The organism is Methyloceanibacter sp. (assembly GCF_050726195.1).
GTDB lineage: Bacteria > Pseudomonadota > Alphaproteobacteria > Rhizobiales > Methyloligellaceae > Methyloceanibacter.
Genome location: NZ_JBOHJC010000011.1, coordinates 71,473 through 91,563 on the forward strand (window position 1 = coordinate 71,473; position 20,091 = coordinate 91,563).

The 20,091-nt window shown below is 63.4% G+C and carries 18 protein-coding genes; 12 read left to right on the forward strand and 6 right to left on the reverse strand.

Going from position 1 to position 20,091, the window contains the following annotated elements:
* The first annotated feature begins 62 nt into the window (after positions 1-62).
* The 11 genes from pyrH to ACRECX_RS09530 all read left to right on the forward strand — a co-directional run bounded on the left by pyrH (position 63) and on the right by ACRECX_RS09530 (position 11,429).
* A complete protein-coding gene (pyrH, locus tag ACRECX_RS09480; protein ID WP_431558586.1) occupies positions 63-809 on the forward strand; it encodes a UMP kinase in 747 nt (248 codons plus the stop codon).
* Between the two features lie 78 nt (positions 810-887).
* The gene (frr, locus tag ACRECX_RS09485; protein ID WP_431558587.1) at positions 888-1,445 is read left to right on the forward strand and encodes a ribosome recycling factor; all 558 of its coding nucleotides are present in this window, start codon (positions 888-890) and stop codon (positions 1,443-1,445) included.
* A gap of 62 nt (positions 1,446-1,507) precedes the next feature.
* Positions 1,508-2,254 carry an isoprenyl transferase gene (locus ACRECX_RS09490; RefSeq protein WP_431558588.1) on the forward strand — a complete coding sequence of 249 codons (747 nt, stop codon included), beginning with the start codon at positions 1,508-1,510 and terminating at the stop codon, positions 2,252-2,254.
* A gap of 68 nt (positions 2,255-2,322) precedes the next feature.
* Positions 2,323-3,114, forward strand: a complete 792-nt coding sequence (locus ACRECX_RS09495) for a phosphatidate cytidylyltransferase (protein ID WP_431558589.1) — start codon at positions 2,323-2,325, stop codon at positions 3,112-3,114.
* Positions 3,115-3,137: 23 nt separating this feature from the next.
* Complete coding sequence (gene dxr, locus ACRECX_RS09500; protein WP_431558590.1) at positions 3,138-4,343, forward strand: 1-deoxy-D-xylulose-5-phosphate reductoisomerase; 1,206 nt, start codon at positions 3,138-3,140, stop codon at positions 4,341-4,343.
* Between the two features lie 49 nt (positions 4,344-4,392).
* A complete protein-coding gene (gene rseP, locus ACRECX_RS09505; protein WP_431558591.1) occupies positions 4,393-5,538 on the forward strand; it encodes an RIP metalloprotease RseP in 1,146 nt (381 codons plus the stop codon).
* A gap of 195 nt (positions 5,539-5,733) precedes the next feature.
* A complete protein-coding gene (bamA, locus tag ACRECX_RS09510; RefSeq protein WP_431558592.1) occupies positions 5,734-8,067 on the forward strand; it encodes an outer membrane protein assembly factor BamA in 2,334 nt (777 codons plus the stop codon).
* 66 nt (positions 8,068-8,133) lie between these two features.
* Entirely contained in the window at positions 8,134-9,204 is a 1,071-nt protein-coding gene (lpxD, locus tag ACRECX_RS09515) for a UDP-3-O-(3-hydroxymyristoyl)glucosamine N-acyltransferase (RefSeq protein WP_431558593.1), read from the forward strand.
* A 31-nt stretch (positions 9,205-9,235) separates the two neighbouring features.
* On the forward strand, positions 9,236-9,709 hold the full coding sequence (gene fabZ, locus ACRECX_RS09520; protein ID WP_431558594.1) for a 3-hydroxyacyl-ACP dehydratase FabZ: 474 nt from the start codon (positions 9,236-9,238) through the stop codon (positions 9,707-9,709).
* An 11-nt stretch (positions 9,710-9,720) separates the two neighbouring features.
* Positions 9,721-10,527: an acyl-ACP--UDP-N-acetylglucosamine O-acyltransferase gene (gene lpxA / locus ACRECX_RS09525; protein WP_431558595.1), complete on the forward strand. Its 807-nt coding sequence runs from the start codon at positions 9,721-9,723 to the stop codon at positions 10,525-10,527.
* 17 nt (positions 10,528-10,544) lie between these two features.
* Positions 10,545-11,429, forward strand: a complete 885-nt coding sequence (locus ACRECX_RS09530; RefSeq protein WP_431558596.1) for an LpxI family protein — start codon at positions 10,545-10,547, stop codon at positions 11,427-11,429.
* A 9-nt stretch (positions 11,430-11,438) separates the two neighbouring features.
* On the opposite strand, the gene gltA is transcribed toward ACRECX_RS09530, so the two are convergent.
* Both gltA and gltX read right to left on the reverse strand, forming a co-directional pair.
* On the reverse strand, positions 11,439-12,758 hold the full coding sequence (gene gltA / locus ACRECX_RS09535; protein ID WP_431558597.1) for a citrate synthase: 1,320 nt from the start codon (positions 12,756-12,758) through the stop codon (positions 11,439-11,441).
* A gap of 161 nt (positions 12,759-12,919) precedes the next feature.
* Positions 12,920-14,350, reverse strand: coding sequence for a glutamate--tRNA ligase (gene gltX, locus ACRECX_RS09540; protein WP_431558598.1), 1,431 nt, complete (start codon positions 14,348-14,350; stop codon positions 12,920-12,922).
* A 115-nt stretch (positions 14,351-14,465) separates the two neighbouring features.
* Between gltX and ACRECX_RS09545 the strand changes: the two genes are divergently transcribed.
* Positions 14,466-16,616, forward strand: a complete 2,151-nt coding sequence (locus ACRECX_RS09545) for a ComEC/Rec2 family competence protein (protein ID WP_431558599.1) — start codon at positions 14,466-14,468, stop codon at positions 16,614-16,616.
* Positions 16,617-16,632: 16 nt separating this feature from the next.
* Here ACRECX_RS09545 and lexA read toward each other — a convergent pair whose 3' ends face one another.
* From lexA to trpC, 4 genes are all read right to left on the reverse strand, one after another.
* The gene (lexA, locus tag ACRECX_RS09550; protein ID WP_431558600.1) at positions 16,633-17,334 is read right to left on the reverse strand and encodes a transcriptional repressor LexA; all 702 of its coding nucleotides are present in this window, start codon (positions 17,332-17,334) and stop codon (positions 16,633-16,635) included.
* 259 nt (positions 17,335-17,593) lie between these two features.
* Positions 17,594-18,790, reverse strand: coding sequence for a molybdopterin molybdotransferase MoeA (locus tag ACRECX_RS09555; RefSeq protein ID WP_431558601.1), 1,197 nt, complete (start codon positions 18,788-18,790; stop codon positions 17,594-17,596).
* A gap of 6 nt (positions 18,791-18,796) precedes the next feature.
* Positions 18,797-19,276, reverse strand: coding sequence for a cyclic pyranopterin monophosphate synthase MoaC (moaC, locus tag ACRECX_RS09560; RefSeq protein ID WP_431558602.1), 480 nt, complete (start codon positions 19,274-19,276; stop codon positions 18,797-18,799).
* The gene (trpC, locus tag ACRECX_RS09565) at positions 19,273-20,091 is read right to left on the reverse strand and encodes an indole-3-glycerol phosphate synthase TrpC (protein ID WP_431558603.1); all 819 of its coding nucleotides are present in this window, start codon (positions 20,089-20,091) and stop codon (positions 19,273-19,275) included. The genes moaC and trpC overlap by 4 nt, the downstream gene beginning before the upstream one ends.

Genomic DNA, 20,091 nt, shown 5'->3' on the forward strand with positions numbered 1-20,091 from the left:
CGCGCGATGGATCTACCGCCGAACTTGGGCTCAGGGACACCCCGCCGCCGGAGTTTGCGCTGATGGCAAAACCGCCTGCGACCGACAAGCTGCGCTACGGACGCGTCCTCGTGAAACTGTCCGGCGAGGCGCTGGCGGGCGGCAAGGGCTATGGCATCGACCTCTCCGTGATCGAGCCCATCGCCAAGGACATCGCCAAGGCAGCTGCCATGGGCACCGAGATTTGCCTCGTGAGCGGCGGCGGCAACATCTATCGCGGCCTGATGGCGGCGGAAGGGGGCATGGACCGCGCGCGCGCCGATTACATGGGCATGCTCGCCACGGTCATGAACGCGCTTGCCCTGCAGACCGCCATCGAACGCGCTGGCCTCTCGGCGCGCGTTCTTTCGGCCATTCCCATGCCCACCGTGTGCGAGCCTTACATCCGCGACAAGGCCCTCGATCACCTGGAGAAGGGCCGGGTGGTGATCTTCGCAGGCGGCACCGGCAATCCGTTCTTCTCGACCGATACGGCAGCCGCGCTCCGCGCCGCCGAGATGGAGTGCCACGCCCTGTTCAAGGGCACGCAGGTCGACGGCGTCTACAGCGCCGACCCTGCTCAGGTAAAGGACGCCCGTCGCTACGACAGGCTGACTTACGACGATGTGCTAAAGCAGGATCTGCGGATTATGGACGGGGCTGCAATCGCCCTTGCCCGAGATAACCGGATTCCGATAATTGTGTTCTCAATCAAGAGCCAACACGGTTTGGCTCTTGTGTTGCAAGGGGAGGGCTCCTCGACCACCATAGACGGCGGAAAGGGAAATTAGGAGCGTCCCTCCGGAACGCCCAACAGAGCTTTGCCCTGTCACGTCGAAAGCAGGGCGAAGGCAAGCGGGGAAGGCAACATGTCTAGCTTTGACCTCAGCGACATCGAGCGGCGCATGCGCGGCGCACTTTCCGTACTGAAACAAGAGTTCAGCGGTCTGCGCACAGGCCGCGCCAGCGCCAGCTTGCTCGATCCGATTATGGTGATGGCCTATGGCAATCCGATGCCCCTTAATCAGGTGGCGACCATCAATGTACCTGAACCGCGCATGATCACCGTTCAGGTGTGGGATAAGACCCAAGTGGCGGCCGTCGATAGGGCCATCCGGGAGTCGGAGCTCGGCCTCAATCCCGTCGTGGACGGCCAACTCTTGCGCCTGCCGATCCCCGAGCTGAACGAGGAGCGCCGGCACGAGATCGCCAAAGTCGCCCACAAATATGCCGAACAGGCTCGAGTCGCCGTGCGCAACGTCCGCCGTGACGGCATGGAGCACCTCAAACGGGCTGAAAAAGAGGACCACATGGGCAAGGACGAGCACCATACGCTTTCAACCAAGGTGCAAGACTTGACCGATAAGATCATCAAGGAGATCGACGAAGCCTTGGCCACCAAAGAAGCCGAGATCATGCAGGTGTAGTTTGGAAAACGTAGAGCCACGTCCATAGCCTTGAATCGGAGCAGCCGACCGTGACGCTTGCCATGAATAAGCCTGAGTGGGGTGACGCCGAGAGGCCGCTCGCGCGTCACGTCGCCATCATCATGGACGGCAACGGGCGCTGGGCGGCTGAGCGTGGCCTCCCGCGCGTCGAAGGCCACCGTCAGGGGGTCGAAACCGTCAGGCGCACTGTCCAGGCGGCAATGGAGCTTGGCATCACCCATCTCACCCTGTTCAGCTTTTCCTCCGAGAATTGGTCGCGTCCGCAGCAGGAGATTCATGACCTATTCGGGTTGCTGCGCCGCTTCGTCCGAAGGGATCTGGCTGAGTTGCATAAGAATGGCGTCAAGATCCGGGTCATCGGTGCGCGCACGGGGCTCGAAGACGATATTTTGAGGATGCTTGATGACGCCGTCGAGCTCACCAAGGACAACACGGCGCTCAACCTCACCATCGCCTTCAACTACGGCGCACGGGACGAGATCGCGCGCGCGGCACAACGTATCGCCGAGGACGCAAAGGTAGGCGCAATCGACCCATCGGACGTGACGCCGGAGCGTTTTGCTTCCTATCTCGATACGGCCGGCTTGCCGGATCCGGATCTCTTGATCCGCACCAGCGGCGAGTTGCGCCTTTCGAACTTCTTGCTCTGGCAGCTCGCCTATAGCGAATTCGTCTTCGTCGACGTCTATTGGCCCGATTTCTCCAAGGAGCTGTTCGAAGCCGCCATCGCCGAGTATCAGCGGCGAAGCCGCCGCTTCGGCGGAACTTCGGCGAGATCCACCGCGTGACGCCACAAGGAGCGCCTCCCCAGAGCGATCAAACGCGACCAGGGGCCCGCCAAACATCGGAAGTCATCTTGCGTCTGGCCTCTGCCTTGGTACTCGCGGCCATCGCGCTTGGCGCGGTCATCCTCAGCCCCTGGACGTTTCTCGCGCTCGTCGTCGTAGGAGGCGGCATTCTCACCTGGGAGTGGGGAGAGCTTACGCGCGGCAATGGGTTCGACGGGACCGCCTTGATCGAAGCCGTCTGCGTGACTGCGGTGGCGGTGTTTGCCATCCTCGGCCGTCCCGATCTCGCTCTCTTCATCCTCGGCGCGACCGGCGTCGCCGTCGCGTTCGGCGGCGGTTCCAAGCAACGCGCCGCCTGGTCCCTAGCCGGTCTCGCCTATGTCGCATTTCCGGCCTGGGCGCTCATATGGCTTCGCGGCGACCCGGAACTTGGCGTCGCAGCGGTGCTCTACCTCTTTGCCGTCGCTTGGACCGCGGACACAGCCTCCTACATCGGCGGCAAGAGCCTTGGGGGTCCAAAGCTCGCGCCGCGTGTCTCGCCTAACAAGACCTGGAGCGGGTTGATCACTGGCGCCCTCGCACCTGCCCTGGTGGGCTATGCTTTCGCCTACGCACTCGGCGGCACTTCGCCCTGGCGATTGGCCGGCGTAAGCATTGGCCTTGCGCTGGCGTGTCAGATAGGCGACTTGCTTGAGAGTGCGGTCAAACGCCATTTCGGGGCCAAGGACATGAGCCAGCTTATCCCCGGCCATGGCGGGCTGTTCGACCGCATCGATAGCCTCTTGCTCGCTTCGGTCGTGGCTGCTCTCATTGCCCTGCGCCAACCAGGATCCCCTGGCGCTGGACTTCTTATCTGGTGAAGGCGGTAGTCCTGTTTTCCTCCGTGACAGCCACACAAAGCGCGCCCCGCGCGCAAGCCAAGGCGCCGCGCCGGATCTCGATCCTCGGCGCCACCGGCTCCATTGGCGAGAGCACCCTCGACCTCGTCGGACGTGATCCACAAGCCTATAAAGTGGTCGCCCTCACCGGCGGCAAGAACGCGGCAAGGCTTGCCGAACTTGCCATTCTGCATCGCGCCGAGTTTGCGGTGCTTGCAGACCCGAAGGGCTACGCCGATCTCAAAGCGGCGCTCGCCGGCACAGGCATAGAAGCAGCCGCCGGCGAGGCGTCGTTGCTGGAAGCGGCGAGCCGTCCGGCCGACTGGGTCATGGCGGCGATTGTCGGTGCGGCCGGCCTGAAGCCGACGCTCCGCGCCGTCCGTCAAGGCACCGCGACCGCACTCGCCAACAAGGAATGCCTCGTCTCGGCCGGCTCGATCTTCATGGCCGAGGTGGCGCGGCACGGCACGACACTCCTTCCGGTGGACTCGGAGCATTCCGCCGCGCTCCAAGCCATGACCGGCACGGCGCCCGAGCGCATCGAGCGTGTTTGCATTACGGCTTCGGGCGGTCCCTTCCGCACCTGGAGCTTGCAGCAGATGGCCGCTGCCGAACCCGAGCAAGCTCTCGCTCACCCGAACTGGTCCATGGGCCCGAAGGTGACGATCGATTCCGCGACGCTAATGAACAAAGGTCTCGAATTGCTCGAGGCCCACTATCTCTTCGATCTCCCGCCCGAGAAGCTCGACGTCGTGGTCCATCCCCAGTCCATCGTCCATTGCCTCGTCTACATGAGTGATGGTGCGGTGCTTGCCCAGCTCTGCTGTCCCGACATGCGGACGCCCATCGCCTATAGCCTCGCCTGGCCCGAGCGCATGCACGTTCCCAACAGGCGCCTCGATCTCGCCGAGTTGGGCGCGCTCACGTTCGAGGCGCCGGATCTCCAGCGCTTCCCGGCCTTGCGTTTGGCCAAGGAGGCTTTGGCGGCAGGCGGAAGCGCCGGAACCGTCCTCAACGCCGCCAACGAGGTGGCGGTCGCCGCGTTTCTCGACAAGCGCATCGGCTTTCTCGCTATCGCCGGGTTGGTGGAGGCGACGCTCGTTGCGTGTAGCGACTTGATCGGCCTCGCGCCTCGATCCGCGGACGACGTGCTCGACATCGATACCGAGGCACGGTCGCGCGCCCGCGGCTGGCTTGCGCGGTTTGCATAACCCGCCCTAGCGGGCTAAGAAGGGTCCAATTCACGAGGTAACCTGGCTTATGGACACGATAATTCAGCTTTCCGGCTTCGGCGACACCATCCTCGGCTACCTCATTCCTTTCCTGTTCGTTCTCACCGTGGTGGTGTTCGTCCACGAGCTTGGCCACTTCCTCGTGGCCCGCTGGTGCGGCGTCGCCGTCAAGGTGTTTTCGATCGGCTTCGGTCCCGAGATTTTTGGATTCTACGATCGCCACGGCACGCGCTGGCGTGTGTCCTGGATTCCGCTCGGCGGCTACGTGAAGTTCATCGACGATGAGAATGTCGCGAGCGCAAGCGGTCGCAAGGCCTACGAGGCTCTCCCCGAGGAGGAACGCAAGCGGAGCTTCCAAGGCAAGCCGCTGGCGCAGCGCGCGGCCATCGTCGCAGCCGGCCCGATCGCCAACTTCCTTCTGGCAATCGTCATCTTCACCGCCATCTTCAGCGCCTTCGGCGAGCGCATCACCGCCGCCAAGGTCGATGCCATAAGCCCTGGCAGCGCCGCCGAGCGTGCCGGCTTCAAGCCCGGGGATCGCGTGATCAGCATCGACGGCACGGAAATCAATAGCTTCGCCGCGATGCAGCGTATCGTCGCCATGAGCCCCGACCAGGCGCTGCACTTCGTCGTCGACCGCGGTGGAGCGGCCGTAGACATTGCCGCGACGCCGGAACGCAAGGAGATCACCGACCGCTTCGGCAATACCTTGCGAATCGGTCTTCTCGGCATTCAGCGGAGCGCCTCGCCGGACGACTGGACCCTGGAGCGCCACGATCCCCTGACGGCCTTCGTCATGGCGAACAAGGAGACCTATTTCGTCATCTCCCGCTCGCTCGGTTATCTCTATGACGTGATCACGGGGAGGGAGGCCGCCGACCAGCTCGGAGGTCCGCTCCGTATCGCTCAAGTATCGGGACAGGTGGCGACCGCCGGATTTATTGCGCTACTCAATCTCGCCGCCATCATCTCCGTCAGTATTGGTCTAATAAATCTCTTTCCAATACCGATGCTCGACGGCGGTCATCTTCTGTTCTACGGAATTGAGGCAATCAGAGGCCGGCCGCTCAGTGAATCCACACAAGAGATCGGTTTCCGCATTGGCCTCGCCTTCGTTCTCATGTTAATGATCTTCGCGACCTGGAACGATCTGATTCATTTGAAGTTTTTGTGATCAGGGGTTGCAGGAAAGGGCTCTTAGCGGGGACCGCGAGGTCCCCGCAGTTGTGACGGAATTGAACCAAAAATCGGCCACAAAACGTGGCCACTTTCGATCTCAAGGCATTTTTGCCTTTGGGGTCGGCTTGAGGGGAAGACACCAGCAATGGTGCGGTGGACGTTGGCCAGAGGGCTGCTTGCAGCCCTCCTTGTGTTGAATAGCGTCCCGCTTTCGCTGGGTGTCAGCGCAAGCTTTGGCGGGCTTTCCGCCTTTGCCCAGGGCGCCGTCATCCAATCCATCGTCGTGGAGGGTAACCGGCGCGTCGAGCCGGAGACTGTGCGCTCCTACCTAACCTTCTCCTCCGGCGATTCTTACGACCCCGCCGAGGTCGACCAATCCTTGAAGACCCTCTTTGCCACCGGCCTGTTCCAGGACGTGCGCATCAGGCGCCACGGCGCCACCATCGTCGTCGTCATTGTCGAAAACCCCATCGTCAACCAGGTGGCCTTCGAGGGAAACCGGGAGATCGATGACGAGACGCTCGCCTCGGAGGTGCAGCTCAAGCCGCGGGCCGTCTATACCCGCGCCCGGGTGCAAGCCGACGTGCAGCGCATTCTCGGTCTTTACCGCCGCACGGGGCTCTATGCCGCCCAGGTGGACCCCAAGATCATCAACCTCGACAACAACCGTATTGATGTCGTGTTCGAGATCCGTGAAGGACCGTCGACCAAGGTCCGCGCCATCAACTTCATCGGCAATCACGCTTTCAGCGATTCTCAGCTGCGCTTCATAATCACCACAACGCGCACTAATCTGCTGAGCTTCCTCAAGAACACTAACATCTACGATCCCGACCGCCTCAATCTCGATCGCGAGCTTTTGCGCCAGTTCTATATGAAGAACGGCTACGCCGATGCCCGCATCCTATCGGCAACTGCCGATCTCGATCGTGACGGGCGCGGCTTCTTCATTACCTTCACCATCGAGGAGGGAGAGCGCTACCGGTTCGGCTATATCGATATCGAGAGCGCGCTGCCATCGCTGAATGTCGATGAACTGCGCGGCGTCATCCTGACCAGACCAGGACGCTGGTACAATGCCGAGAAAGTCGAGAAGACCGTTGAGGCTTTGACCGTCAAGGTTTCTCAGCAGGGCTACGCATTCGGCCAGGTCCGCCCGCGCTTCGAGCGCGACGAGGCGACCCACACGATGAACGTGATCTACGTCATCGAAGAGGGCCCGCGTGTCTATATCGAGCGCATCAACATCGTCGGCAATTTCCGCACTCAGGACGATGTGATCCGGCGACAATTCCGCCTTGCCGAAGGCGATGCATATAATCGCCTGCTCGTCGAAGCCGCCCGTAAGAGACTGAGGGCGTTAGGGTTTTTCAAGTCCGTGGATATTGAGACCGAGCCCGGTAGCGCGGCGGATCGTGTTGTCCTTGTGGTCAAGGTGGTCGAGCAGCCTACGGGCGAACTTTCCTTCGGTGTCGGGTATTCCACGAGCGAGGGTGTGATCGGCGATATCAGCATCACTGAACGCAACCTCATGGGTAAGGGGCAGTATGTGCGTCTTGGCTTCTCCGGTAGCCTCGAGCGCGCGCAGGTCGACTTCAGCTTCACCGAGCCCAACTTCCTGGACCGCAACATGGCGGCCGGCTTCGATCTTTTCTACAAGACCGTCGACCTGCGCGACGTGGCATCGTTCAGCCAGCAGAACGCCGGTGGCAATCTCCGTGTCGGCTTCCCAATCGCCGACAACACCCAGATGGGTTTGCGCTATAGATTGGAGCAAGAAGAAATCTTCGACGTGACTAGGAACGCCTCGTTGGCAGTGAAGGATGCAGCCGAGGAAGGCGCTGTACTTGTCTCCAGCGTCGGCTATACCGTCGCCTACGATACCCGCAACGTGCCGCAATCGCCATCCAGCGGTATTTTTGCGTCTTTCTCTCAGGACTTTGCCGGCGTCGGCGGCGATGTGAATTACATCCGGTCCGTGGCGGACGCTCGTGGCTATTATCCCGTCACCAACAAAATCACCCTGGTGGGGCGTGTCCAGGGCGGCGTCATCGAAGGATGGGGCGGCGACGATTTGCGGCTTACCGATCTGTTTTTCAAAGGCGGTGAAACGATCCGCGGCTTCAAGAGAGCCGGCTACGGCCCGCGCGATGCGTGCGAGAACCCCATTACCGGCAAGCGGGTGGGCGATTGCCGGCGGGACTCTCTAGGCGGCAAGGTCTTCTGGGCGTCGACGGCCGAACTGCGCTTCCCGTTTCCGTTGATCCCCGACAATTTGGGGATGCAGGGTGCCATCTTTATCGACGCCGGCACGCTTTATGACCCAAGCGAGCGCGCATTGCAGGCGGTGGAGGAGGAAGGCAGCTTCATCTTCGATAGCTCGGATATCCGCCTGTCTACCGGCTTCAGCATCATTTGGCAGTCGCCCCTTGGCCCGCTCCGCGCCGATATCGCCGAGGCGTTGCTTAAGGCCGATTTCGACCGGACCGAGCTTTTCCGCTTCGGCGCCTCAACAAACTTCTAAAGTACGCGACTTCGGTTTATGGCTTCGCACCATGGTTCATGCTGCGTCGCCGAAGCTGGAGACCTGATGGAACACCCGGGTTTTTTCGAACGGGCAGGCCCGTTCCCCTTGCACGCGGTCGCCGAAACCACAGGCGCCGAGGTCAGGGATGGAACCGATGCCGGCATTCTGATCAAAGACGTGCGCCCGCTCGACACCGCAGGTCAGGGTGACCTGTCTTTCATCGACAATCCGAAATATCTGCCACTCCTGGACAAGGCTGGCGCCAGCGCCTGCCTGGTCGCGCCGAAATTTGTCGACAAAGTCCCGTCCGCCGTCGTTCCGCTTGTCACGCCCGAGCCCTACCAGGGCTTCGCCAAGGCGCTCACCCTGTTCTACCCGGCCGCGTTGCGGCCAAAAACCGCACATAGTGGCTCTCCTGCGACCGCTGGTCATATCCACCCGAGTGCGCATATCGAGCCCGATGTCACCGTCGAACCTGGAGCAGTGATCGGGCCGGAAGCGCACATTGGGCGGGGTACAACCATCGCCGCGGGGAGCGTTGTGGGCTACCGCGTGCATATTGGCCGCGACAGCTATATCGGGCCGAATGCGTCCATCACCCACGCCCTAATCGGCAACCGGGTCACGATCCATGCCGGGGTCGCCATCGGCCAGGACGGATTCGGCTTTGCCATGGGAAGGGCGGGTCACCTCAAGGTGCCCCAAATCGGCAGGGTCATAGTCCAGGACGACGTCGAGATCGGGGCCAACTCGACCATCGACCGCGGAGCCTTGCGCGACACAATTGTCGGCGAGGGCACGAAAATTGATAATCTTGTGCAAATCGGGCACAACGTCGTGATCGGAAGGCATTGCATCATCGTGGCCCAAACCGGTATTTCGGGCAGCTCTGAACTTGGGGATTTTGTGGCTCTTGGCGGGCAGGTGGGCGTCGTAGGCCACGTCAAGATCGGCGCTGGCGCCCAGATCGCCGGGAGCAGTAATGTAAGGGGCGATGTGCCACCGGGCGCACGTTGGGGCGGCACCCCGGCCAAGCCGGTAAGGCTGTGGTTCAGGGAGCTGACGCTTCTGCGGCTGCTCGCCGAGCGCAAGGATTTGAAACTTGATCAGAGCCAAGGCGGGAAGGGCGAGTAGCCGTGAACCTGTACCGAAGGAGCCGGTCCGAATGAACGAGAGCGGGGTCAAGGCGAAGCCCGGTACGGCGGAAATCGCCGACATCATGAAGCTTTTGCCGCATCGCTATCCTTTCTTGCTCGTCGACCGCATCGTCGACATGGATGGAGACCGCTCGGCTACAGGCATCAAGAACGTGACCGCCAATGAGCCATATTTTCAGGGGCATTTCCCCGGTAATCCCGTCATGCCCGGCGTGCTTCTCATCGAAGGCATGGCTCAGACCGCCGGTGCGCTCTGCATGCGCTTTCTTGACGAGTTCAAAGAGCCCCCTCTCGTTTACTTCATGGCGATCGACAAGGCGCGCTTTCGCCGCCCCGTAGTCCCAGGCGATACGATCAAGTATCACGTGCAGAAGATGCGCAATCGCGGACGCGTGTGGCGCTTTCGCGCCCAGGCCCACGTCGACGGCAATCTCGTTGCCGAGGCGGAGGTTAGTGCCGTGATTGTAGAGACCGAGACGTAGCCGGGCGCAGCATGGCAAATATCCATGCGACCGCTGTGGTCGATCCAAGCGCCAGACTTGGAGCGAATGTCGAAATCGGCCCCTTCTGCCTCGTCGGCCCCCATGTCGAGCTTGGCGAAGGCGTGGTCGTGCATTCCCATGTTGTGATCGTGGGCCGGACCGCCCTCGGTCCCGGTTGCAAGGTGTTTCCCTTCGCCTCGGTCGGCCAAACACCTCAGGACGTCAAGTTTCATGATGAGCCCAGCACGCTTACCATCGGCGCGAATGCCACTATTCGCGAGCACGTCACCATCAATCCTGGAACCGAAGGGGGCGAGATGGCGACGCGCGTGGGGTCCAACTGCCTTTTGATGATCGGCGCCCATGTGGCGCATGACTGTCAGATTGGCGACAATGTGACTTTGGTCAACGGCGTGACTCTGGGGGGTCATGTTTCGATCGGGGAGGGGGCCATCATCGGCGGTCTTTCCGCCGTTCACCAATTTGTGCGCATCGGCGCCTACTCCTTCGTCGGCGGCATGTCCGGCGTCGCCGCCGACCTCATTCCCTTCGGCATGGCGCTTGGCAACCGCGCCAACTTGAGCGGCCTCAACATCGTCGGCCTGAAGCGCAAAGGTTTTCCACGCGAGCAGATCCACGAGCTGCGCCAAGCCTACCGTATGTTGTTCTCAAGCGAGGGAACACTGAAGGAGCGCCTGGAGGACGTCGAGTCCATGTTTGCCAAGAATCCGCTCGCGAAACAGATCATCGACTTCATCAAGAGCGATTCCGACCGGTCTTTCTGCGTACCGAACAATGTCTCAACGCCGAGCCGCTGACAGTTGCGGAACCGATCGTGCCTGACACAACGAGAATCCAGGGGCCCCTAGGCATCATCGCAGGGCGAGGTCCCTTGCCATGCGTCCTGGCCGAGGCGGCAATCGCGCGCGAGATTCCGCTGCACATCGTCGGGATCCGTGGCGAAGCGCGCGAGGACATCGAGCGCTTTCCCCACACCTGGATAAAGTGGGGTGAAATCGGCAAGATGTTTCGGGCGCTGGAAAAGAACGGTTGCGGTGATCTTGTCATCATTGGCGGTGTAAACCGTCCCGATTTCGGCAATATCCGGTTCGATCTCGGCGCCATCAAGACCGTCCCATTTATCCTTAGCCTCGGCCAAGGCGGCGACGATCACGTGCTGTCGCGAATCGTGCAATTCTTCGAGGATGAAGGTTACCGCGTGCACGGCGCCGGCGATGTCGCGCCGGAGCTCTTGGCAGGCGAGGGATCTCTCAGCGCCAAAGGCCCCTCCGTCGAGGAGCAGGCCGATATCCACATTGCGATGAAGGTCGTGCGCGCTCTTGGCCCTCTTGACGTGGGCCAAGCCGCCGTCGTCGCCAAAGGCCATGTGATAGCAGTAGAGGCCGCCGAGGGGACCGATGCGATGCTCCAGCGCTGCGCGGACTTGCGCAGACTGGGGCGCACGCGTGGCGCGCGGTCTGGCGTTCTGGTCAAGGCGCCGAAGCCGGGACAGGAGGAGCGAGTCGACATGCCCACGATCGGCCCGGAGACTGTGCGCAAGGCGGCGGCCGCTGGGCTCGCCGGCATTGCCGTCGCAGCAGGCCACGTGTTGATGGCCGAACGCGCGGCGACCATCGAAGCCGCGAACGAGGCCAAGCTGTTCCTCGTGGGAGAGCCTTGGGACGACAACGGCGCGCGGGAGCCCTCAAATCTCGACTGACTGCCGGGGTCAGCGTGCTTCCATCGGCACATACTTGCGCTCGGTGGCGCCCGTATAGAGCTGGCGCGGCCGGCCGATTCGCTGTGATGGGTCTTCGATCATTTCCATCCACTGGGCGATCCAACCCACCGTACGTGCGATCGCGAACAGCACCGTGAACATGTCGGTCGGGAACCCAAGCGCCTTGAGCGTAATGCCGGAATAGAAGTCGATATTCGGATAGAGCTTCTTCTGGATAAAGTACTCGTCGGAAAGCGCGATCCGCTCCAGCTCCAGCGCCACCTTGAGAATCGGATCGTTATGATGGCCGACCGCCTCGAGCACCTCGTGGCAGGTCTTCTGCATGATCTTCGCCCGCGGATCGTAATTCTTGTATACGCGGTGGCCGAATCCCATGAGCCGGAAGGAGTCGTTCTTGTCCTTCGCGCGCGCAATGTATTCCGGGATGCGATCGACCGTGCCGATCTCCTGTAGCATCATCAGCGCCGCCTCGTTGGCACCCCCATGAGCCGGTCCCCAGAGACACGCGATGCCGGCCGAGATACAGGCAAACGGGTTGGCCCCGGACGAGCCAGCGAGCCGCACCGTCGACGTCGAGGCATTCTGCTCGTGGTCGGCATGGAGGATGAAAATCCGCCGCATGGCGCGGGTCAGCACCTCGTCGACGACATACTCCTCGCACGGCACGGCAAAACACATTCTAAGAAAGTTGGCCGAGTAATCGAGATCGTTCTTCGGATAAACGAAGGGCTGGCCGATTGAGTACTTGTAGGCCATCGCGGCGATCGTGGGCATTTTGGCGATCATGCGCACGCTTGCCATATCGCGCTGCTTCGGATCCCTGATGTCGATCGAGTCGTGATAGAAGGCCGAGAGCGCGCCGACCACGCCCACCATGACGGCCATGGGATGCGCGTCACGGCGGAAGCCGGTGTAGAACCGGGTCATCTGCTCGTGCACCATAGTGTGCCGCGTGATGCGCTGCTTGAAAGCCTCGTTCTGCTCGTAGGTAGGCAGTTCCCCGTAGAGCAGGAGATAGGCCGTCTCGAGGAAGGTGCAGTGCTCCGCGAGCTGGTCGATGGGGTAGCCGCGATAGAGCAGAATCCCCTTGTCGCCGTCGATAAAGGTGATCTTCGACTCGCAGCTCGCCGTCGAGGTGAAGCCAGGGTCGTAAGTGAAACAGCCGGTGTCCTGGTAAAGCGACGTGATGTCGATTACGTCTGGGCCGAGCGTACCCTTGCGGACGGGCAGATCATGCCGCGCGCTCGCGACCGTGAGGGACGCCTCATCGGCGGCTTCCTTCGGCCGGTAGTCCTCTGCGACGCTCATCTCAAAACCTCCTGCCCCCTTAGGGGCGAAGGGACCGAATGCGCCTACGACATATCACTTCCGGCCGCAGTTCAGGCCCCGCGAATTGGATTTTTGCACTGCCGCATAATCGCGTTGAATCTATCGCAGCGCAACACAGATACATGCTCAAATGTTAAGCATCATGACACTGGCGAAATCTGATCGCTGATGCGCCCGAGGGCCTCGTCTCGCCCAAGAACCTCAAGCACATCAAAGATCCCAGGAGAGGTCGACTGGCCGGTCAAGGCCGCACGCACCGGTTGGGCGACTTTCCCAAGCTTGCGGCCGGTCTCCTCGGCGAATCCGCGAACGCAGGCCTCGAGTACTTCCGCCGTCCATGGCTCGACGGCTGCGAGCTTGGGCAGCATATCCGCCAACGTCTCACGCCCGGCCGAATCCAGCAACTTAGTGGCAGACTCATCCAGCTGAAGCGGACGCTTGGCGAAGAGGAACGCCGCATTATCGAGGAGTTCGACCAGCGTCTTGGCCCGTTCCTTCAGTCCAGGCATGGCGCGCTCCAATTTGTGCCAGCCGTCCGGTCCGATGCGCTCGGCAAGCGCTCCGCCGTCGGGGAGGTCTGGGACCAGCGCTTTAAGGTGGCCGACGATTTCCGGGTCCGACATAGCCCGCAGATAATGGCCGTTCAGGTTTTCAAGTTTGGCGAAATCGAACCGCGCCGCCGAACGGCCTATGGCATCGAGGTCGAACCAGGCGATCATCTCCTCGGTCGATATGATCTCGGCATCGCCGTGGCTCCAGCCGAGGCGCACGAGATAGTTGCGGAGCGCTGCGGGTAGATAGCCCATCTCGCGGTACGCCTCGACGCCGAGCGCGCCGTGCCGCTTGGAGAGTTTGGCGCCATCGGGCCCGTGGATCAGCGGTACATGGGCGTAGACCGGCGTCTCCCAGCCGAGCGCCTTGAAGATTTGAGTCTGCCGCGCGGCATTGGTGAGATGATCGTCGCCGCGGATCACGTGGGTGATACCCATGTCGTGATCGTCGACCACAACCGAAAGCATATAGGTCGGTGAGCCATCGCTGCGGAGCAGGACGAGATCGTCGAGATCTTTGTTGGCGAAAACCACGCGCCCCTGGACCCGATCCTCGATGACGGTTTCGCCTTCGCGCGGAGCCTTGAAGCGGATCGCGGGTGCTCTACCGGCCGGCGCCTCGCTGTGAGCGCGGTCGCGCCACGTGCCGTCATAACCCGGAGCGCGGCCCTCAGCCCGGGCCCTGTCGCGCATCGCCTGGAGTTCCTCCGGCGTCGCGTAACAGCGATAGGCTTTGCCCTCGGCGAGCAGCGTCTCGGCGATCTGCCGATGCCGCTCAGCCCGCGACAATTGATAGACGGGCTCGCCGTCCCAGTGCAGCTCGAGCCAGCGCAACCCGTCGAGAATGGCGAGGATCGCCCCTTCGGTGGAGCGCGCCTGGTCGGTGTCCTCGATGCGGAGCAGCATCTTGCCGCCCTTGGCCTTGGCGTAGAGCCAGTTGAACAGGGCTGTGCGTGCACCGCCGATGTGAAGATACCCGGTCGGCGACGGCGCAAAGCGGGTGATGACGGTTTCAGCCATGGAATGGAGGGAGTTCTCTGCGGTCTAGGGGCAAAGTTGCGCGTGGTGTAGCATGGGGACGCGGTGCGGGGTAAGGGCAGGGGCGAGGTCCCTCTGCCGGTTCTGGGCATGGGCCATGCCGGACCGGGACGAAGAGGCATGGGGCGTCGAAGGCCCTAGGCGGGGGCGAGGCGGCCTTATCGAGGCCGGTCTCTTCTCCGCCGCGCGCGCGCTTGAAGCTGAGGCCGACCGCTGGTTCCTGTGGCTCCCGGTGCTCTTCGCTGCCGGCATCGTGGCCTACTTCGCGCTGACCGACGAGCCTGATCCACGCATCGCCGTCGCCCTCGTGATTGGGGCGCTCGGGCTTTGCCTCACGTTTCGCCATGCGCCCTTGGGTGTTGCACTCTGCGGCGCGTTCCTCGCATTCGCGCTCGGCTTCGCCGTCGCCAAGCTTCGCACGGAGATGGTACACGCGCCGGTGCTCGTAAACGAGCTCCGCTACGTTCCCGTCACCGGCTTTGTCGAGGAAGTCGAGCGCCGTCCTAATGGACGCGCGCGACTGACCCTGCGCATCATCACTCTCGGTGACCTCGACGCGAGCATGCGTCCCCATCGCGTGCGCGTGAGCTTCCCGACCTCTCATGATGCAGGACCTGCGACCGGTGAGGCCGTCGCTCTGCGCGCCACGCTCGGCCCGCCGCCGGAGCCCGTAGAACCTGGCGGCTTCGACTTCGGGCGGCAAGCCTGGTTCGCGCAGATCGGCGCGGTCGGCTACGCCACCAGTCGCATCGCGCCCCTCGAAGGAGCGCCAGTACCGCCTTGGAGTTTGCGCGCCTGGTCCGTGATCGACGCGCTCCGCGCGCGCGTCAACGCGCGCATCCATACAGCGTTGCCCACAGAGACCGGCGCGGTCGCCATGGCCCTCATAACAGGCGAGCGGGGCGGCATTCCGCAAGAGCTTACCCAGGCCATGCGTGATTCCGGCCTCGCCCATATCCTCGCCATCTCGGGACTGCACATGGTGATTATGGCCGGCACCGTGTTCTGGTTGGTGCGCGCGCTGCTCGCGCTGTCGCCGGGCCTTGCGCTTCACTCCCCCATCAAGAAATGGGCTGCGGCCGTCGCTCTGGCAGCCGCGACGTTCTACCTCGCACTCTCTGGTGCCTCGGTGCCGACGGTCCGCGCCTGGATCATGATGGGCATCATGCTCATCGCCGTCATGCTTGACCGCCCGGCGATCACCATGCGCAACGTGGCGCTTGCGGCCATCGCCATTCTCGTCGTGGCGCCGGAATCGCTGTTCGATCCGAGCTTCGAGATGTCGTTCGCGGCGGTGGTCGCGCTCGTGGCCCTCTATGAGTGGCTCTCCGCTCGCAACAGGATTCGCCTTTTCGACGTGAGCCCGCTCTGGCGCGGCCTCCGTAAAGGCGGTGCCCTCGCGTTCGGCGCTGCCGCCACCACCTTGGTCGCCGGTACGGCCGTGGCACCGTTCGCCGTCTATCACTTCCATCGCATGACCCATTTCAGCCTCGTGGCCAACCTGGTGGCGGCGCCGCTCGTCAGCCTTCTGATTATGCCCATGGCGTTGCTCGCACTAATCGCCATGCCGTTCGGCCTCGAGGCGTGGCCGCTCTACGCCATGGGCTTCGGCATCGAGCTTATGGTCGGCACCGGCCGATGGGTGGCGTCATGGCCGGGCGCCGTTTCCATCCTGCCCCGAATTTCGGGCACGGCGCTCGCGCTCATCGTTCTCGGCGGGCTGTGGCTTTGTCTGTGGCGGACGCGCATGCGCGCCCTCGGCCTCGTCATCGCCGCGCTCGGTCTCGTCCTCGCGCCTGCATCTAACCGTCCCGATGTCCTTATCGAGCGGGAAGGTGCGACCGCCGCGCTGCGGTCGGACGGCGGCAATCTGGTCTTCCCGCCGGCGACGGCTGCGACCTATAGCGTGGAGAACTGGCTCCTCGCCGACGGCGACGACCGCGACCCAAACACGATTTCGGGCGAGGGGGCATTTCGTTGCGACCCGCTTGGCTGCATCGGCCAGGTGAAGGGCAAGACCGTCGCCCTCGTGCGCCATCCCGGCGCGCTGGAGGAGGACTGCCGCGTGGCCGACATCGTCATCGCCCCGTTCACCATCCAGAAGAGATGCCGCACCAGGGTCATCGTCGACCGGCGCATGTTGCGGGAGGCCGGCGCGCACGCGCTCTATATCGAAGGCCTGTCGATCCGTGCCGAGACGGTGGCGCAGGCCCGCGGCAAGCGGCCCTGGGCGCGTAGCGCCGATTGAGCGAAGTAGGAACCGGCTAGTAGCGGCGGATGAGCCCCACGAGGCGCCCTTGCACCCGCACCCTGTCCGGGCCGAAGATGCGGGTCTCGTAAGCCGGATTGGCCGCCTCGAGCGCGATGGAGTCGCCCCGGCGGCGCAAGCGCTTCAAGGTTGCCTCCTCCTCGTCGACGAGGGCCACGACGATATCGCCATTGGTGGCGTCCTCGCATTTCCGCACGATGATGGTGTCGCCTTCGAGGATGCCTGCCTCGATCATGGAGTCGCCTTTGACCTCGAGCGCGTAGTGCTCGCCTCTGCTCAAGAGCTCTGGCGGCACCTCGATGGTCGAAAGCCTGGTCTGGATCGCCTCGATGGGAACGCCCGCGGCGATCCGGCCCATGACGGGCACGGCGACGGTCTGGGGCATGGCCTCGCCCTCGGCCACTTGCGGCACCCGCCCCAGACTCCCTTCGATCACGCTCGGCGAGAAGCCGCGTGAGCGTGCGGCAATGCTCTGGGGTACAGATTCCGGCAGCCTGATGATCTCCATGGCCCGCGCGCGGTGGGGCAGGCGGCGCACAAAGCCGCGCTCCTCGAGCGCCGTGATCAGCCGGTGGATGCCCGATTTCGACTTAAGGTCTAGGGCCTCCTTCATCTCATCGAAGGACGGCGGCACGCCCGACTCCTTCAACCGCTCATGGATGAACATGAGAAGCTCTTTCTGCTTCGGTGTGAGCATCTGGTCCCCTTTGAGCGATCAGGAAGCGCGCCTTCCAAGCCTGGCGCGATTCGGTGCCTCGCCTGTACAAATCATGAACAGTTTATATGTTCTATTTGTGTTCCGCAAGCCGCTTGACCACAAAATGCGGTGGCCAGAGGGGCAGCGCGGAGCTTGCTCGCGCGATTCGGGTTTCCGGCGTCTTAATTGGCGGCATTGGCGGCGCTATTAGCGGCATTGGCGATGCTATTGGCGGCATTGGCGGCGTTGGCGGACGCATTCACGCCTTGAGCGGGATGATCTTCACCCGCGCCCCCTTTGGCGCCGGCGGCGCGTGCGGCGGCCGCACGATGAGGCAGTCGGCCTCGGCGAAGGCTGCGACCAGGGATGAGTCCTGCGAGGGCAGGGCGCGCACAACTCGTTCTCCGTCCTCGCGCCAGGAGGACGTCGCCCGCATGTAATGTTGGCGCGGGCCGTTCGCCTCCAAGTCCTCGCCGAGAACCGCCAGAGGCAACGGCCGGTCGTCTACGGTAAGCCCAAGCAACGCGTGGAGCATCGGCACCAGGAACACATAGCCGCAGACCAGCGCCGAGACGGGATTGCCGGGCACGCCGAGCAGCCGCTGCTCGCCGAGCCGGCCAAAGAATGTCGGCTTGCCAGGCCGCATCGCGACCTTCGCGAAGGCGAGGTCAAGACCTTCACCGCGGAGGGTCTCGACCACGAGATCGTGCTCACCCACGGAGGCGCCGCCGATGGTGACGAGAATGTCAGCCCCCCCGCCCGTCCGCGCGAGTGTGACGATGCTCTCCGGATCGTCCTTGGCAATGCCGAGAAGCACCACCTCGCCGCCTTGCGCCTCGATGAGGGCTGCGAGCCCATATGGAACCGAGGAGACAATCTGGTCTGCGCCAAGCACGGTGCCCGGCGATGCCACCTCATCCCCCGTGGCGAGAATGGCGACCTTGGGCTTGCGGCGCACGGTAAGCTCGGCGTGGTTCATGGAAGCCGCGAGCATCAGCGCCCGGGGGTTGAGCCGCGTGCCGGCGCGGAGAAGCACCTCACCCTCCTTGAAGTCCTGCCCACGCGGGCGGATGTGCTGGCCTGGCACGGCGTGCTTCACGACGACCCCATTTCCCGCCGCCTCGGCATCCTCCTGAATGACGATGGTGTCGGCGCCGTCCGGCACCGGCGCGCCGGTAAAGATACGCACCGCTTCGCCGCGCTCCAGGCGTCCTCTAAAGCCGGCGCCTGCCGCGGACTCGCCCACGACCTTGAGCGTCGCCGGCAAGGCAGCCACGTCGGCGGCGCGGACGGCATAGCCGTCCATGGCCGATGCATCGAATGGCGGCTGCGTGAGTCTGGCGGCGAGATCCTCGGCAAGCACTCGTCCGTGCGCTTGGCCAATCAGCACGCGCTCTGTCCCGAGCGGCGCGAGCCCCTTCAACACGCGGGCGAGAGCTTCATCGACAGACAGCATCTTGCTTCAGCGCGCGTGGAAATCGCCGGAGCGGCCGCCGGTCTTTTCGACGAGGCGGATACCGGAGAACGACATCGCCCGGTCCACTGCCTTGCACATGTCGTAGATGGTGAGGCAGGCGATCGACACTGCCGTTAGCGCCTCCATCTCAACGCCGGTCTTGCCTTCAACCTTGGCCGTCGCCTCCACCCTGAGGCCGGCCGGCTCGCGCGATGGCGTGAAGTCGACGGTGACTTGCGTCAAGGGCAGGGGATGGCAGAGTGGGATCAGCTCGGCCGTGCGCTTGGCGGCCATGATACCGGCGATGCGCGCCGTGGCGAGCACGTCGCCTTTCGGGGCCTTGCCTTCGAGGATGAGGTCGAGGGTCTCCGGCGCCATGGCGACGAAGCCTTCGGCGATCGCAGTACGCGAGGTCACGGCTTTGTCCGAGACGTCGACCATGCGCGCCTCGCCCTTGTCATTGAGGTGAGACAGCCGCGCACTCATGGCGCCACCTCCGCAGAGACTGGCGCGCCGGTAAGAAGCGCGCGCGTGGCCGCCGCGACGTCCTTCTGCCGCATCAAGCTCTCGCCCACCAGGAAGGCCCGCACTCCCGCGCCTGCGAGTCGTGTCAGGTCGACGTGGCTAAAGATGCCGCTCTCGGCCACCACCATGCGGTCCGCCGGCACGCGGGAGCTGAGCCGCTCCGTGGTAGCAAGCGTCGTGTCGAAGGTCTTCAAGTCGCGGTTGTTGATGCCGACGAGCGGCGTGTCGAGACGGAGCGCGCGGTCGAGCTCTTGCTCGTCATGTACCTCGGCAAGGACACCCATGCCGAGACCTTGCGCGGCATTTTCCAAATCGTGCGCAAGTGCGTCGTCCACCGCCGCCATGATGATGAGGATGCAGTCGGTACCAAGCACGCGGGCCTCAAGCACTTGGTAGGGGTCGATCATGAAGTCCTTGCGCAGCACGGGCAGTCCGCACGCCGCGCGCGCCATCGTCAGATACTCGGAGCATCCTTGGAACGAAGGCCCGTCCGTTAGGACCGAGAGGCAGGCCGCGCCGCCCGCCTCATAAGCGACTGCGAGCGTCGGGGGATCGAAGTCCGCGCGAATGAGGCCCTTGGACGGGCTCGCCTTCTTGATCTCGGCGATGAGGCCAAAGCCGCCCCTGGCGATGCGGTCACGCAGGGCGCCTACGAACGGCCGAACCGGCGGCGCGGCTTCCGCCTTCGCGCGCAAGGCCGGTTCGGGCACAGCAGCCTTGGCCGCTGCGATCTCCTCGCGCTTGTAAGCGAGGATTTTGTCGAGGACGTTCGCCAT

Coding starts and splice junctions, on each gene's coding strand:
- moaC (WP_431558602.1), bottom strand. CDS start 19,276: ATGAGTGCGCGGCTGTCTCACCTCAATGACAAGGGCGAGGCGCGCATG.
- pyrH (WP_431558586.1), top strand. CDS start 63: ATGGCAAAACCGCCTGCGACCGACAAGCTGCGCTACGGACGCGTCCTC.
- frr (WP_431558587.1), top strand. CDS start 888: ATGTCTAGCTTTGACCTCAGCGACATCGAGCGGCGCATGCGCGGCGCA.
- gltA (WP_431558597.1), bottom strand. CDS start 12,758: ATGAGCGTCGCAGAGGACTACCGGCCGAAGGAAGCCGCCGATGAGGCG.
- ACRECX_RS09490 (WP_431558588.1), top strand. CDS start 1,508: ATGAATAAGCCTGAGTGGGGTGACGCCGAGAGGCCGCTCGCGCGTCAC.
- rseP (WP_431558591.1), top strand. CDS start 4,393: ATGGACACGATAATTCAGCTTTCCGGCTTCGGCGACACCATCCTCGGC.
- trpC (WP_431558603.1), bottom strand. CDS start 20,091: ATGGCGAACGTCCTCGACAAAATCCTCGCTTACAAGCGCGAGGAGATC.
- ACRECX_RS09555 (WP_431558601.1), bottom strand. CDS start 18,790: ATGCTGTCTGTCGATGAAGCTCTCGCCCGCGTGTTGAAGGGGCTCGCG.
- ACRECX_RS09545 (WP_431558599.1), top strand. CDS start 14,466: ATGCCGGACCGGGACGAAGAGGCATGGGGCGTCGAAGGCCCTAGGCGG.
- lpxD (WP_431558593.1), top strand. CDS start 8,134: ATGGAACACCCGGGTTTTTTCGAACGGGCAGGCCCGTTCCCCTTGCAC.
- gltX (WP_431558598.1), bottom strand. CDS start 14,350: ATGGCTGAAACCGTCATCACCCGCTTTGCGCCGTCGCCGACCGGGTAT.
- fabZ (WP_431558594.1), top strand. CDS start 9,236: ATGAACGAGAGCGGGGTCAAGGCGAAGCCCGGTACGGCGGAAATCGCC.
- lpxA (WP_431558595.1), top strand. CDS start 9,721: ATGGCAAATATCCATGCGACCGCTGTGGTCGATCCAAGCGCCAGACTT.
- lexA (WP_431558600.1), bottom strand. CDS start 17,334: ATGCTCACACCGAAGCAGAAAGAGCTTCTCATGTTCATCCATGAGCGG.